Source organism: Arthrobacter sp. StoSoilA2, assembly GCF_019977195.1.
GTDB lineage: Bacteria > Actinomycetota > Actinomycetes > Actinomycetales > Micrococcaceae > Arthrobacter.
In genome coordinates this window covers 4,831,125-4,845,420 of record NZ_AP024643.1, presented here as the reverse complement: position 1 = coordinate 4,845,420, position 14,296 = coordinate 4,831,125, and the positions used below count along the sequence as shown (strand labels likewise).

General features: G+C 59.2%; 10 protein-coding genes. 6 read left to right on the top strand and 4 right to left on the bottom strand.

What is annotated here, in order from left to right:
- Nucleotides 1-14: 14 nt before the first annotated feature.
- Nucleotides 15-1,451 (bottom strand): transcciptional activator PmfR, encoded by a 1,437-nt coding sequence (gene pmfR / locus LDN82_RS22155; RefSeq protein ID WP_224092615.1) that lies wholly within the window; start codon nucleotides 1,449-1,451, stop codon nucleotides 15-17.
- Nucleotides 1,452-1,677: 226 nt separating this feature from the next.
- Between pmfR and LDN82_RS22150 the strand changes: the two genes are divergently transcribed.
- From LDN82_RS22150 to LDN82_RS22130, 5 genes are all read left to right on the top strand, one after another.
- Nucleotides 1,678-2,949: an NAD(P)/FAD-dependent oxidoreductase gene (locus LDN82_RS22150; RefSeq protein WP_275964888.1), complete on the top strand. Its 1,272-nt coding sequence runs from the start codon at nucleotides 1,678-1,680 to the stop codon at nucleotides 2,947-2,949.
- Nucleotides 2,946-3,296, top strand: a complete 351-nt coding sequence (locus LDN82_RS22145; RefSeq protein WP_224092618.1) for a cupin domain-containing protein — start codon at nucleotides 2,946-2,948, stop codon at nucleotides 3,294-3,296. Before LDN82_RS22150 ends, LDN82_RS22145 begins: the two co-directional genes overlap by 4 nt.
- 62 nt (nucleotides 3,297-3,358) lie before the next feature.
- Nucleotides 3,359-4,927, top strand: a complete 1,569-nt coding sequence (locus tag LDN82_RS22140) for an aldehyde dehydrogenase family protein (RefSeq protein WP_224092620.1) — start codon at nucleotides 3,359-3,361, stop codon at nucleotides 4,925-4,927.
- A gap of 225 nt (nucleotides 4,928-5,152) precedes the next feature.
- On the top strand, nucleotides 5,153-6,553 hold the full coding sequence (locus LDN82_RS22135; protein WP_224092622.1) for an NAD-dependent succinate-semialdehyde dehydrogenase: 1,401 nt from the start codon (nucleotides 5,153-5,155) through the stop codon (nucleotides 6,551-6,553).
- The gene (locus LDN82_RS22130) at nucleotides 6,541-6,756 is read left to right on the top strand and encodes a hypothetical protein (protein WP_224092623.1); all 216 of its coding nucleotides are present in this window, start codon (nucleotides 6,541-6,543) and stop codon (nucleotides 6,754-6,756) included. The genes LDN82_RS22135 and LDN82_RS22130 overlap by 13 nt, the downstream gene beginning before the upstream one ends.
- A 238-nt stretch (nucleotides 6,757-6,994) precedes the next feature.
- Here LDN82_RS22130 and LDN82_RS22125 read toward each other — a convergent pair whose 3' ends face one another.
- The 3 genes from LDN82_RS22125 to purU form a co-directional block, all read right to left on the bottom strand.
- Nucleotides 6,995-7,915, bottom strand: a complete 921-nt coding sequence (locus LDN82_RS22125; RefSeq protein ID WP_224093935.1) for a bifunctional methylenetetrahydrofolate dehydrogenase/methenyltetrahydrofolate cyclohydrolase — start codon at nucleotides 7,913-7,915, stop codon at nucleotides 6,995-6,997.
- 113 nt (nucleotides 7,916-8,028) lie between these two features.
- Nucleotides 8,029-10,503: an FAD-dependent oxidoreductase gene (locus LDN82_RS22120; RefSeq protein ID WP_224092633.1), complete on the bottom strand. Its 2,475-nt coding sequence runs from the start codon at nucleotides 10,501-10,503 to the stop codon at nucleotides 8,029-8,031.
- Nucleotides 10,504-10,558: 55 nt separating this feature from the next.
- The gene (purU, locus tag LDN82_RS22115; protein WP_224092635.1) at nucleotides 10,559-11,422 is read right to left on the bottom strand and encodes a formyltetrahydrofolate deformylase; all 864 of its coding nucleotides are present in this window, start codon (nucleotides 11,420-11,422) and stop codon (nucleotides 10,559-10,561) included.
- A 644-nt stretch (nucleotides 11,423-12,066) separates the two neighbouring features.
- On the opposite strand from purU, the gene LDN82_RS22110 reads away from it, so the two are divergent.
- Entirely contained in the window at nucleotides 12,067-13,536 is a 1,470-nt protein-coding gene (locus LDN82_RS22110; RefSeq protein ID WP_224165871.1) for an APC family permease, read from the top strand.
- Nucleotides 13,537-14,296: the final 760 nt, after the last annotated feature.

Here is a 14,296-nt window from a genome sequence, read left to right as displayed (position 1 = left end):
AGTAGCTGGGGCCTTTACCGGCGAAGCGCTGGTCGTTGTTGTGCAGCGCTTGGTGGGTAGGAAAGCCATGCTTGGTATGCCAGCCAGAGTGCGGCGAAGTCTGCAGAGGTAGAGGTGTCCCGCCCGGTTGTCTCTTTTATTTTGGCAAGCCTGTAAGACAGTGTCTGTCGATGGATGCCCAGCTCAGCGGCAGTTTCGTTCCAGCGGCGGTCATTCTTCAGGAAGCTAAAGAGGGTCTCCCTTAGGGCCGTCGTTTTCGGGTCCAGGTCTGCAAGGCTTCCGAGTACCTGCCGGACAATACTGTCTGCTTCTTTCCTGGATCTTGCCAGAAGCGATACAGGTACGCCGGTGAAGTCGACCCAGTTGTCGTTCGTCCCGCCGGAGGACAAGACTTTGTGTGCTTCCTCGGCTGCGACTTTTGCATCGCGGATATCCAGGTATGTCGAGGATGCTGCGGCGCGGATCCCGAGATCTTCGAGAAGTTTGCGTGTATCCGGAAGGGCCGGTTCCGGCACCATTAGGAAATAGGAGTGCCGCCCTGTTCCGGTGAGTACAGGCAGGGCAGCAATCGAGACTGCCCTCGCTGTTTTCGGACCGTCTTCGGTCTTGATGGCTATTAGTTTGTATCCCTCCGCCATCGCATTCGGTTTGAGGACGTCGTCGATATTCTCAGGTATCCGTCCTTCCAGAATCGCCTCAAGCATGACCTTAGAGCGATCGGCCCTTTCCCGGATTGTGGTCAAAAGTTGACTCACGGCTACGTCAACGACCTGCAGGATGTGAATGAGCAGGAAGCTGCTGACCTCTTCCCCGGGGAATTCTGCAACTACTAACTTCACGCCACGCTCACCAGGAAGTGTATAAGAGCGTTGCCGTGCCGTTGATGTCAGCGTGGGCAATGGCGGTCCTTGTATGATCGTCAATCCGGTCTGGGTGTCAAGTACGGTGAGCCTGGACCTAAAGAGTGCCTGCAGGTCGTCCATCAGGCGTGCTGGGTCCGCATGGGCATAGGTCGAGAGCTGGTAGAGCTTGCTCAGCTTGAGGACCTGGAGTGTTTGGGTGGTGGCCGTGGCGGCTGCAACCGTGCGCCCTATCGCGGCAAACGGTGTTTCCTCGTTTGTCAGCAGGACCGGGAATCCCAATCTGTCGGCCTCGTCGAGGAGTTCTTGTGTCAACGGGGGCAGGCTGGGGTGGTCACCTAGTGCGACGCCTGCCAGCCCGGCTTCATTGAGTCTTTGAATGAAGGTGCTCTGCTCCTTGGCACCATGCGGGACGCAGAGCCCGACGGTCATCAGCAATTCATGCGGACCGAGCCACCTTGCCGGGTCGTTAAGTTCGCAGCTATGCGCCCAGAGAACCTGGCGTTCCAAGCCGGCGGCTCCGGCCAGTACGCGGGTGCCCAAGCTTTGAGTGCTAACGAGATCGTTGACGGTCAACACTGACTGTTCCATGCAAAAACCTTACTGCAACACTAATAAGCATCAAATTTCTTACGTCTGTACCATACTTCTCTTGCGTTGCGGTTACTAGTGTGAGTCACACAACAAATAGAATCGTCAAAGGAGATGGCTCCGACATGTCACCAGATACTGCACCTTTCTCCATGCAGCGGACCGCAGTATGGCGAATCGGTGGCCAAGCGCGAACGGCTTTGGTCCACACGATGAACGTTGCATCATGAGCGCCCTTCGTCAGGGTTCCCGCATCGCGGTTTTGGGAGCTGGACTTGCAGGCTTGGCAGCTGCTACGCAGCTAAGAGCCGATGGCTTCGATGTGACCGTTCTTGAGGCCAGGGACAGGTCCGGGGGGCGCGTCTGGTCAGAATCAATCACGGCCGGGCGCGAAGAACCCTGCGTTATCGAACGGGGCGCCGAGTTCGTATTGCATGGTTACACGACGATGCGGCGCCTGCTTGATTTGACCGGCTTGTCCCTGGTTGACACCGGCATGAGCTACTACGTTCGTGCTCTGGCGGACACCCCCGACATCAGCACGCAAGACGTGGTAGAAGCAGGCCGAGCAGCTGCCGCCATCGCCCGAACCTACCCCTCACCACCGTCCGCAGAAAAGGTCCTGCAACGTTTGGACTGCGATGATCGGCTCGTGGATGCACTTCGCGCTCGTATCGAAATCTCCACCGCTGTCGCGGCAGATCAAGTCAGCGCTGACACTCTTGAGCACATTGCATCCTTCGAGCCGCGTCCGAGTTGGAGGATCAGCGGCGGAAACCAGGAGCTTCCTAAAGCCTTGGCTGCCCGTCTCGGCGACTCGGTGCACTACCGGGAAACCATTCACGCGGTTACAGACCTCGGCGAAGAAGTCCTCGTGGAAACATCGGCAGGCAGCGCGACTTTCGACGCCGCCGTCGTGGCGCTCCCATTGTCCATCGTGCGGGACCAAGCGACTCTTGCCCTGTCGGTTCCGGAATGGAAGACCAGCGCACTGAACCGGGTACTGCAAGGGGATGCGGCCAAGCTTCACCTCCCGCTGCGATCCGTCCCGGCAACGAGCGCGGTGATGTCAACGAACGGCCGCTTCTGGACATGGACTGCGCAGGACAATACCGGTTCGGTCACTCCTGTGCTCAATTCCTTTATGGGCTCTCCTGGCGCTTTGGACCGGGCACAAGGCGACGGGGATTTCAACGCGTGGATAACCCATGCCCGGCACATTCGCCCGGAACTGGACTTCAGTGAGAGTGACGCCGTCGCCACGGTTTGGCGCAACGATCCTCTCGCCCGCGGCGCTTATGCAGCTTTCGCCCCAGGCGGAGGAAGAACTGATGCGGAAGAACTGGAACGCCCGGTAGGCAACCTCCTCTTCGCCGGCGAGTACGCTGATCCTGACTTCACCGGCCTGATGGAAGGCGCACTCCGCAGCGGCGAACGAGCGGCGGTCAGGATCAGGAATGCTGTCCAGGGTCTCAAAGTTGAGGCGGCCAGCGCATGAACGCGGCCGTAGCAACTACAGACGATATCCAGTGGCCCGAGCAGGTGCCTATAAGCCCGGAGCGCGTCCTCTCCGGTGCCCCTTCGGCAAGCACTCTGGTCCTGTACGGCGATCCTGGCACGGAAGCCGGCCTTTGGAAGGTCACTCCTGGCGAATTCACCACCAAGCTGACTGGCTACAGGGAGTTCATTCACATCGTTGACGGCCAGGGCCAACTTATCGATGACCAAGGGCAGGAAACCAACCTGCGGGCGGGGACAATTGTGGCTCTCCCTGAGGGCTGGGCGGGCCGCTGGAGCGTGCAAACAGAGCTCGTCAAGTCCTACTCGATCGTCCGGGCACAGTAGAGCCGCCGGCAGCGCCCCAACCACTCTTTGCCTATACCAATGAACAACGTAAGGAACCACTCATGAATGCCAATCTCGAATTCGCTCGAGTTAGCAACACCTTCTTCCATAACGGAGAGTACATCCCCGTATCGCAGGGCCGCGATGTCGTGGACCCTTCCAACAATAGAGTCATCGGCCAAATGGCTGAGGTCGGCCACGACGACATTGAAGCCGTCGTTGCTACCGCCAACGCTGCGCAGAAGGCATGGTACGCCTATACGGCACTGGATCGTGCCGAGATGCTGCACAAAGTGGCAGCGGAGATGAAGAAGCTCGCACCCGAAATTGCTGAACTACTGACCCGTGAAACGGGCAAGCCGTATAAGGAAAGCTCTGACGAAATGGCTTGGTCAGGTTCTGCAGTGGACTATTACGCAGAACTCGGTCGGCACTCGATTGGTTCGGTTCTGGGCACCTCTGTTGTCGGCCAGACCCACTACACCTTGAAGGAGCCCATGGGCACGGTGGTCAGCATCCTTCCTGCGAACTTCCCCATTCTGTTGCTGATGTGGTCCGCGGCAGCTGCCCTGGCAGCGGGCAACTCTGTGATCGTCAAACCCTCGGAAAACGCCTCCCTGACGACTCTTTCCTTCATGCGGGTCTTCCGGAACCTGCCTACTGGGTTGGTCCAGTGTGTCTCCGGTGGTGCCGACACGGCGAAGCAGCTCGTCTCCCACAAGAACACCCACATGATTGCCTTCACCGGAAGTGTTGCGACCGGCCAGGCTGTTTCACGGGCCTGTGCTGAGCACTTCAAGCCGCATCTGATTGAAGCTTCGGGCAGTGATGCTTTCCTGGTTATGCCGTCTGCCCCTATTGACGTGGCAGCCCGCGCGGCTACCTTTGCGTCCTTCTTCAACGCCGGCCAGGTGTGCACCTCTGCCGAGAAGATCCTTGTCCATGAGGACGTTTACGACCAGTTCATGGAAACGTTTGTCGCTAACGTGAAGCGGTTGCGGATCGGCCACGGCCTCGACAAGGTCGATTTCGGCCCGATGGAAAACGCACGTGAGGTTGCCCGCGTAGAGCAGCTGGTCGCCCGGGCCGTTGAGCAAGGCGCCGCCGTCACCATCGGCGGACACAGGTTGAACCTCGGCGGGGAGCTGCAGGACGGGTTCTTCTACGCGCCCACAGTCCTGGAGGGCCTGCGCCCGGACATGGACATCTTCACCACCGAGGTGTTCGGACCCGTTGCTCCGGTCTATAAGGTCTCGAGCTTCGAAGAGGCCTTGAAGATCGCCAATGACTCGCCTTTCGGTCTCGGCGCTACCTTGTACTCCAAGGACATCGAAGAGATCACCCGAGCCACCAACGAAATCGTTAGCGGCATGGTGTGGGTCAACGCGCCGATCCTCGACAACGATGCAGGACCCTTCGGTGGCCGCAAAATGTCCGGCATTGGCCGCCAGCTGGGCGCCGAAGGGCTCGACACCTTCCGTCACACCAAACTCGTCATGATCGATCCGGCAGCTTCCAGCCACGACTTCTGGTGGTTCCCCTATAAGGACAAGGAAGCCTGGCGTGGTGCACAGGGCAGCGAAGAAGCTGCCGTCCAGAACTCCCACAGCTACGTAGCCGCTGGAGCCTGACCCCGCAACACATGAGGTCATCGGACCACAACAAGTTTTCAAACTTGTTGACAGGACTGGATGGATGACCTTCCAGGTGCAACGGTGCTGGTGAATCCAGCACCTCCTGCCGCCGTGTCTTGACTGGAATACCTATTCAGAACGCGGCGGCAGTACTTTCCCCACGGCTGCCCGGACTGGTTCAACACCGGGACGTTTATCCCCCTTTCCCAAAGGAAGAATCCCATGATCTCCACGATCAACCCGGCTACGGGCAAACAACTTCAAACGTTCGATACGCACTCATACTTCCAGATCGACGGGATCCTTACTGCCGCCGTTGACGCGCAGAAGGCCTGGCGGCTGGTATCCGTTGAGGATCGCGTACAGATCCTCCGGAACACAGCCAAGATCCTACGTGAAAACGTCAACGAATACGCGCACCTGATCACGTTGGAGATGGGCAAGCCTATTTCCGAGGCTCGGGCCGAGATTGAAAAGTCCGCCGTCGCCGCGGACTTCTACGCCCAAAACGCCGTCAGGTTCTTGGATTTCGAAAGCATAGACGCCGACGTCAAGGAAAGCGGTGTGGTCTACGAGCCGCTGGGCGTCGTGCTGGCCATCATGCCATGGAACTATCCTTTCTGGCAGTTCTTCCGCTTCGCGCTCCCGGCGCTAGTGGCCGGGAACGGCGCGATCCTCAAGCATGCGAACAACGTGCCCCGTTCAGCGTTGGCCGTACAGGACATTCTCGACAAGGCGGGTTTGGCCCCTGGTCTTTGTGCCACGGTCCTGATCGAACCAGAGAAGGTCGCTGCTATTATCGCTGACGACAGGATCGCCGCGGTCGCGCTCACCGGTTCCACTCAAGTCGGCGCCATCGTCGCTTCCCAGGCCGGAGCGGCCCTCAAGAAACAGGTCCTGGAGCTCGGTGGGTCCGACCCGTTCATCGTTTTATCCGATGCGGATATCAAGGACGCCGCACGGACCGCAGTTAGGGCCCGCTTCACCAACGCGGGACAGGCATGCATCAACGCCAAACGCTTCATCGTCGATGAAGAGATCGCCGACGAGTTCGTTGCCGAGTTCGTGATCCAGACTCGGGAACTTATCCTTGGCGATCCGTTTGACCCTGCCACCGACATGGGACCCATGGCCCGAGAAAACCTCCGCGCCACACTTCACGATCAGGTCCAGCGCACCCTGGAGGCAGGAGGACGGCTCCTGCTGGGTGGAGAACTGCCTGAGGGGCTCGGGTATTTTTACCCGCCAACGATCATCGACCGGGTCGTTCCGGGGCACGCCGCCTTTGACGAAGAGACCTTTGGCCCGGTAGCTGCTATCACCCGCGTCTCGTCCACCGAAGAAGCAATCGCACTGGCCAACCAGACCGAGTTCGGACTGGCCGCTTCCTTGTGGACCCGAGATACGGACAGAGCAAAGGCAGTCGTGCGCCGACTGGATGCCGGAGCGGTTTTCGTCAACGGAATGGTGGTCTCTGACCCGCGTCTTCCTTTTGGTGGCATCAAGAAATCGGGGTATGGACGCGAACTCGGCCGCCAAGGCATCCGCGAATTCACTAACATGAAGACCGTCTGGATCGGCCCTGACACGACCGGGACGAAGGGGAAGACATGGGCACAGTGAACCGCCCGTTGGTCAACGAGATCTCCGACTGGACGGACCTCAGCCCGGGTCAACCGGTTCAGGTGGATAACGGTGATGGCCAAGTCACCCGTGCACTCGTGGATACGCTTTTTGAGGATGGAAGCATTATCTGGCTCCGCAACGAACCGGGGTCCCGGTCGCTGCACCTGCGAGACGATCCCTTGACCCTCTACGCGATTTGAAAGTCCGAACCTGCAGCGCCGGCCTTGGAACGGCCGGCGCTGCAGCGGTTTAAACGCCTCCTGTCACAGCAGCAGGCTCGGGCAGAGACGAGAGATGCCCCGCTCCCTAAGGGGCGGGGCATCTGTTGCGATGACCTCAATTTTCTTGAGCCGTCGCTGTTCGTCGTGGGCTTGCGCAGGGTTTATGTGGGTGAGCTTTGTTGCGAGCTTCGCCTGCCGACGACGAATTCCTTCTGGTTTACTGTCCGTTCGGAGTTGTTCGTGCGGCTATGTCCACGACATTGACGAGGAGCATGGCCCGGGTCATGGGACCAACACCACCGGGATTCGGTGAGTACCAGCTGGCGACCGCTTCGGCGCCGGTCTCGACATCACCTTGCAGCCTGGACTTACCGGTGGCCTCGTCAACGCTCCGAGACACTCCCACGTCCAGAACAATCACTCCTGGCTTGAGCTGGGGGGTCTTGACGATAGCGGGCACGCCCGCTGCGGCAATGACTACATCCGCGCGGGCGATCAGCCTGCCAAGGTCAGTTGAGCCCGTATGTGCCAGGGTCACAGTGGCGTTGATGGCACGACGTGTCAGCAACAGGCCCAAGGGCCGTCCGACAGTTACGCCGCGCCCGATCACGAGCACTTCCATCCCGGTCAGGGCAATGTTGTGCCGTTCGAGCAGCTCGACAATGGCGCTCGGCGTGCAGGGGAGGGGCGAATCGATGGTTTCTCCGACGTTCAGCACGAGTCGGCCCAGGTTGGTTGGGTGCAGCCCGTCGGCGTCTTTGTTGGGGGCAATCTTTTCCAGGACGGCGTTCTGGTCGATGTGTGCCGGCAAGGGAAGCTGGACGATATACCCGGTGGTGGCAGGGTCCTCATTGAGCTCTAACAGGACTGCTTCGAGGTCTTCTTGTGAAATGTCGGCAGGAAGATCCCGGCGGATGGATTCGATCCCGACCTCAGCGCAATCGCGATGCTTTCCAGCTACGTAGGAGTGGCTTGCCGGGTCGTCTCCGACCAGAACGGTGCCCAGCCCGACAGCGATGCCGGCGTCTTTGAGCGCAGCGACGCGTCCGCCCAGTTCTGCCTTGATGCTTGCTGCGGTTGCTTTGCCGTCGAGAACGCGGCCCGTGCCGCGCAGGGCAACGGATGTTTCACGTTCCATCAGATTCTCTGACAATGGTCAGTCCTTTCGTGTGGCTCATAGGGCTCCGCTGTCCGGGCCCTTGACGGGGGAGTCCGCAGCTCCCTGAGGGGAACTGCGGACTGCCTCGGGTGTCAGCCGCGCAGACGTTCACCCTTGGGGTCATAGAACGGACGGCGCGAGACGGTGGCCGGGTACAGTCGGCCCTTGCATTGGACTTCGAATGAACCGGTAAGGTCCGTTTCGGGGTCGATTGCTGCAATGCCTACCGCACGGCCAAGTGTGTGGCCGTAGCTTCCGCTGGTCATCCGGCCGACGGGAATGTTGTTGCAATAGACGGTTTCGTCGTGAACAAAGACCGGTTCGGGATCGTCGATGGCAACATACACGGTGCGATGCTCGGGTGTGGCGGGATCGAGTTTCAGCAACGCCTCTTTGCCAACGAAGCCGCCGGGTTTATCCAGGGCAACGGTGAAGCGAAGACCGGCCGAGTAGGGATCGTCAATGGGGCCGATGTCGTGTCCAAGGTGCCTGAATCCCTTTTCGCTTCGGAGCGAATCGAGGGCGTGGTATCCGGCCAGACGGATGCCCAAGTCCTGGCCGGCGTCCCAGAGGGCATCGAAAATGTTCACTGCAAGATCAGCACTGGGGTACAGCTCGTAGCCGAGTTCACCTACGAAGCTGACCCGCAGGCTGTAGGCGTAGCCGTCGGCAATTTCAACGGTCCGGCCATGGGTGTATCCCTGGGCGTCGTCGGACCAGTCCTCCGGTGAAATCCGGGAAAGCAGTTCCCGGCTTTTCGGTCCCATGACTCCGATCGTGGCCAGGGCGGCTGTGCAGTCGAACACCGAGGCGGCCCGGCCCTTGGCCAGTCGCTTCAGATAGGCAAGGGTCTTTTGCTGTGTAAAGGAGGGAGTGACAACGAGAAAGCGTTCCTCTTCGAGGCGCGTGATGGTGCCGTCGAGCTCGATTCCTGCAGAGTCGTTGAGGAACAGGGTGTAGACCGCCTTGTTCACCTCAACGTCGACGTCGGCGGTAGAGGCTTGCTGGCAAACAGCCAGCGCGTCACGCCCGGCCACCTCGAATTTCGCGAAGGGGCTCAGGTCAAAGAGCACGACTCCTTCGCGGGCGGCTTTGTGTTCCTCCTCGACGCGGGAGAACCAGCCAGGGCGGCCGTAGCTATAGTCGTAGGCCGGATACGTGCCGGGGTCTCCGTACCAGTTGGCGCGTTCCCCACCGTTGACCTCGCCAAAGCATGCTCCGAGTTCGGCCAGCCTGGAGTGCAGGGGAGTGCGGCGTACGTTCCTAGCTGTGTCCATTTGAAGGTTTGGCCAGTGCATGGCATAGAGCCGACCAAGCCCTTCCTTGGTGCGGGCTTTGAGGTACCTACGGCTGTTCTGGTGCCGGGAAAACCGCTGCACGTCTACGCTGGATGAATCGAAACGGGGCGTCCCTGAGATAATCCACTCTGCGAGTTCCTTGCCTACGCCGGGGGCATAAATGATGCCTTGGGAATTGAAACCGGCTGCGACATACAGATTCGATACCTCAGCGGTCTCTCCGAGGGCGAAATTCGCATCAGGGGTGAAACTCTCGGGAGCGTTGAGAAAGCGGTCATATCCAGCTGTCGCCAGGGCGGGCACCGTGGTTTCAGCCTTCGCCCGGATGGGAGCGAAGTGGTTCCAGTTGGCGTCGAATTCGGCAAAGCCTGCTGTGGAGATATCCTCGACCGGGCGGGGTAGCCCGTCGGGTTCAAAAGCACCTACCAGCAGCCGGCCTTGTTCATGGCGCAAATAGTAGCTGCTGTCCAGGTCCCGGAATACCGGCAGCTGCGGCGCTGCTCCATCGATCTGCCCGGTCCTGACGTGCACATGCTCGGCTGCGTACAGCGGCACGTGAACGCCAGCTGTTGCGGCCAAATCCCGGGTCCACAAGCCACAGGCGAGGACCACACGATCACAGTGGACGGCGCCCTGGTCAGTGAGGACGCCAACGATCTTGTTGTTCTCACGCAGGATCTTCTCGACCGTGACACTCTCACGGATCTGGGCGCCCAACTGATGGGCAAGCTTGGCGAAGGCTATGGTGGCGTAGCCCGGGTTGATGTGTCCGTCATCCGGCAGCAGAAGCGCACCAAGGACGCCTGCGTGGCTGGCCAACGGCCACACCTCATGGAAACGGTCTTCTGTGAGCCACTCCGTGCGGACGCCTTGCTGATCAGCTACGTCCTTGGCGTAGAGGAGTTCATCGACGCGGCCGGGCGTGCGGGCGACGCTGAGGGAACCGGACCGTTGGAAGGACACGTCAATCCCGGACATCTGCTCCAACTGGGTGTAAAACTCCAAGCCGTACTTTGAGAGCTTGGTCATTGTGGATGATCCTCGGGCGCCGGTTACGAGGCCTGCCGCGTGCCAGGAGGTGCCGCTGCCGAGAACATTGCCTTCAAGTAAGAGAATGTCGCTCTCGCCCGCAGCAGCCAGGTGATAGGCGATGCTGCTTCCTACAATCCCACCTCCCACGATGACGGTCCGGACCCGGGGCGGAAGCGGATCGCGGGAGGTCTCGGTGAAGGCTTTGGCGCTGATGGAGCGGTCGACGAGGCGGTCCATAGGAATTCTCACTTCTGTTTGATCGGTGCACCGCGAGGGGCGCAAGGGTGATTCGTTAGTTGAAAACGACAGTGCGGTTGCCGTTCAGCAGGACCCGCTGTTCGGCATGCCATTGCACGGCACGTGCCAGGGCTAGCCGTTCAGCATCTTGTCCGGTGACTGCCAGTTGCGCCGGGCTGTAGTCATGTCCAACCCGAAGCACTTCCTGCTCGATGATGGGCCCTTCATCAAGCTCGGCGGTCACGTAATGAGCCGTGGCGCCGACCAGTTTCACGCCGCGGTCGAACGCCTGGTGATAGGGCTTGGCACCCTTGAAGCCGGGAAGAAAAGAGTGATGGATGTTGATGGCCTTGCCGGCAAGTTCGCTGCAGAGGTCATCGCTGAGGACCTGCATATAACGGGCCAGGACGGTCAGATCGACCTGGTGTTCGGCGATCAAGGCAAGAAGCTTTTCTTCTGCTGCCTCTTTGGTCTCGGGTGTCACAGGGATGTGGAAGAAGGGGATACCGTGCGCTTCGGCCACGGGTTGGAGTGTTTGGTGGTTGGATGCGATGAAAGGGAAATCGACTTTGAGTTGCCCGGACCGCCACCGGAACAGCAAGTCGTTCAGGCAATGTTCAGCCTTGGAGACAAGGAGTGCGACCCGGGGCCGGTCGGCTGCGTCGGACATGGTCCAGTTCATGCCGAACTTGTCCGCCGTCGTCTGGAAGGCTGCCTTCAGCTCACCAACGGCGACCTCGGAAGGGTAGGTAGCTTGGACGCGCATGAAGAACCGTTTGATCGACGAGTCATCGAACTGCTGGCTGGCGAGAATGTTGCAACCGTGTTCGACCAGGAAGCCTGAGACGGCGTGGACGATGCCCACGGTGTCTTGGCAGCTGAGGGAAAGAATCACTTCGCGGGTGGTGACGTGCTCCACAGTACTCCTAGAGGATTTCGGTGCGCGGCCTGGGCGGCCAGGAAGCGCCCTCGGGTAATTGACAAGAGAGCATCGGATAGACAAGCCATATCCGGTAGCTGAACAGACTCGAACTTACGCGAGCAAGACCACTGCAGCCATGCTGAAAATGCCACAAAAGATAATCCTTTTCATATCAATGCCGGATCCGTCGATTTTGTGGTGGGGGTGAGCCCGTGGCAAAGAAATGTTGGAGCCATCCAGCCTCGACACCCGAGCCCATCACTCTGGGATCGTTCCCATGTCCCAGCGCCGAAGTCCCAAACCCGTGGCCTGAACCAGGCCTGCCGCAACGCACGGCTAGCTTTAGACATCCGTATGAAAAAAATCAAAGATATGTAACTTGCCACTATTGGTCTGCTGTAGGTCAGGTGGTTTTCTTGATGTAAGAAATGAGACCCAGCGCACATTCGATCAGCCGGTACACCACTAACGGCGCCGGTGCCGACCTAGAGAACACGAGCATCAGCTGATCCTGAGGAGCGTACGGGTAGGCAGCGCACACAACATGTCGAGACGCAGCCCGGCCAGCCATGCCGGCATCGACTGCATTCCCTCCGCAGCAAGGCCCGGCTTACCCCGGCCATAATTTTTGGAGCATAGAAATGACAACTGTGAATGAACAGAAAGAAATCCCTGAATCGCCGCCTGAGGGAGTGGCGACGAAACGGCTTACCGGCAATCTGACAACATCGGGGATTGTCTTCACCGTCCTGGCCTTCAATGCGCCTCTTACTGTCTTCGTGGGCCTGATACCCTTCATCATCGGCTCCGGGAATCAACTCGGAACCCCCGTCACATACTTGGCGGCGTGCGCGTTAGTGCTTTGCTTCGCTGTCGGATTCACGAGCATGGGCAGGCGCCTGTCCAATCCAGGTGCGTTCTACGCATATATCACTGCAGGACTCGGCAAACCGCTCGGACTCGGCGCATCGTTCCTGGCCCTTCTGGCTTACTTCTTTTTCCTCGCAGGCGCGTTCGCATTTGGTGGCGTATCCCTGGAGTCGTTGGTCACAGACGTGTTCTCAGGACCTGACATCCAATGGTGGGTGTACACCTTCGTCTTGATCGCCATCGTCGGAGTGCTCGGTTACGTTGAAATCTCCCTCTCGGCCAAAATATTGACCGTCTTCATGATCTTCGAAGTTGTCATCATCGTTGCCTTCGACGTGGCTTCGTTCGTCAATGGCGGGCCCGAGGGTGTGAGCGCTGCGCCTTTCCTGCCGTCGAACATTTTCTCCGGAAACGTGGGCCTGGCTGCTCTGCTGGGCGTCATGTGTTACGCCGGTTTTGAGGCTACGGCAGTCTTCCGCGAAGAGGCGCGCAATCCAGAACGTACGATCCCGCGGGCAACTTACATCTCCATCTTGTCCATGGGATCCATGTATGCGATCAGTGCCTGGGCCCTTATCACCGGAGTGGGGGCAAGCAGCGTCGTTGCCGCATCTGCAGAAGACCCGAGCGGAACCGCCACCGGGGCCGTCGCACTTTACCTTGGCAAGATCGCCTTCGATGTCGTCCTGGCCCTGGTGTGCACCAGCATTTTCGCGGCCATGATTGCCACGCACAATATCAGTGCCAGGTACATGTACTCCCTGAGCATGGACCACGTGTTCCATGCATCTCTACGGAGGATCCACGTGAAGCATGGTTCCCCCCATGTGGCCTCACTTGCCACGAGTCTTGTCGCTCTGGTCTTCATCGCGGTACTGGCAATTGCCGGAGTAGATGGAACGTCCTTGTTCGGCATTCTCGAAGGGATCGCTGCTTATCCGCTGATCCTCCTGATGCTTCTCACCAGCGTTGCTGTCATCGTCTACTTCCGCCGGAATCCGCAGTATCAGGTGGGGGTATGGAGGAGCTTGCTGGCCCCAGGTCTGGCCGCTATCGGGTTTGCCGTGGTGGCCGTGATCGGTACGCAGAACATAGCCCTTTTGATCGGGGGCAATGAGGTCCTGGCCGGCATACTTCTGACGTTGTTCTATGGTTCGCTCATAGCAGGTATCGCTCTCGCTCTGATCTATCGCAGAAAGAACCCCGGGGTCTACGCCCGAATCGGCCGGCAGGGAGCCTAACCCGGCCAGCTGCCCCTCGAGGCCTCTCAAATCGACGAACACCTCCCGCTGAAGGGCCAGTGTCGACGCGCAAGCGTTTGCCTGGCCCTCAGTCATGCGCAGGTACAAGAAATCAGCCAACCAGACGTGCCCCAAAAGGCTCCTGTCACGGATGCAGCCCTCATAGAAGAGCATGTCGATACTCGTCCCGCGTTTCCACGTCGACAAGGGCCAAAGTTGTCACATCGTATGACCGCGCCTCACTGAGTACGGTGGATCAGAAAGCCACCGTGGACCCAACTGCGAATAACTTGTTACACATGCCGGATATGGCACTGAAATTCTTGCAAACGTACTATTCGGAGGGTCCTCGCTTAGGCGTAAGGTGAATCACATTAAGAGCTACTGAAGGAGATCACTGATGGATGGGTGTGGGCCACGCTGGTTCCTTGGCCCTGCCCCGCGAGAGATCGAAGTCGGCGTGCGGAAACACGTGAAGTTCGGTCATAGATAGTTCAGTCTATGTGTACCTGTTTCGCGAAGATGCAGCGAACTACTAGCCAGCACGCCGCTGCAGCAAGGCTGTCGCAGATCGGCCAAACGGCAGACGGACTTAACTATGAGTGTTTGCCAACTATGAACCCAAGAGTTGAGGCCATCTGTGGTCTCAAAACCATCAGCCGGGACCCCGCCAGCCTGCCACGTCCGATTAACAATCGCCGTGAACAGTCTGTTGACGGGCTGGCTCGTCGCTGAAGTAACAACAAAGAGGAGATGACCA

Excerpts from the sequence above, each read along its gene's own strand:
- LDN82_RS22150 (WP_275964888.1), top strand. The coding sequence starts at position 1,678 with ATGAGCGCCCTTCGTCAGGGTTCCCGCATCGCGGTTTTGGGAGCTGGA.
- LDN82_RS22140 (WP_224092620.1), top strand. The coding sequence starts at position 3,359 with ATGAATGCCAATCTCGAATTCGCTCGAGTTAGCAACACCTTCTTCCAT.
- LDN82_RS22130 (WP_224092623.1), top strand. The coding sequence starts at position 6,541 with ATGGGCACAGTGAACCGCCCGTTGGTCAACGAGATCTCCGACTGGACG.
- LDN82_RS22135 (WP_224092622.1), top strand. The coding sequence starts at position 5,153 with ATGATCTCCACGATCAACCCGGCTACGGGCAAACAACTTCAAACGTTC.
- LDN82_RS22125 (WP_224093935.1), bottom strand. The coding sequence starts at position 7,915 with ATGGAACGTGAAACATCCGTTGCCCTGCGCGGCACGGGCCGCGTTCTC.
- LDN82_RS22110 (WP_224165871.1), top strand. The coding sequence starts at position 12,067 with ATGACAACTGTGAATGAACAGAAAGAAATCCCTGAATCGCCGCCTGAG.
- LDN82_RS22145 (WP_224092618.1), top strand. The coding sequence starts at position 2,946 with ATGAACGCGGCCGTAGCAACTACAGACGATATCCAGTGGCCCGAGCAG.
- pmfR (WP_224092615.1), bottom strand. The coding sequence starts at position 1,451 with ATGGAACAGTCAGTGTTGACCGTCAACGATCTCGTTAGCACTCAAAGC.
- LDN82_RS22120 (WP_224092633.1), bottom strand. The coding sequence starts at position 10,503 with ATGGACCGCCTCGTCGACCGCTCCATCAGCGCCAAAGCCTTCACCGAG.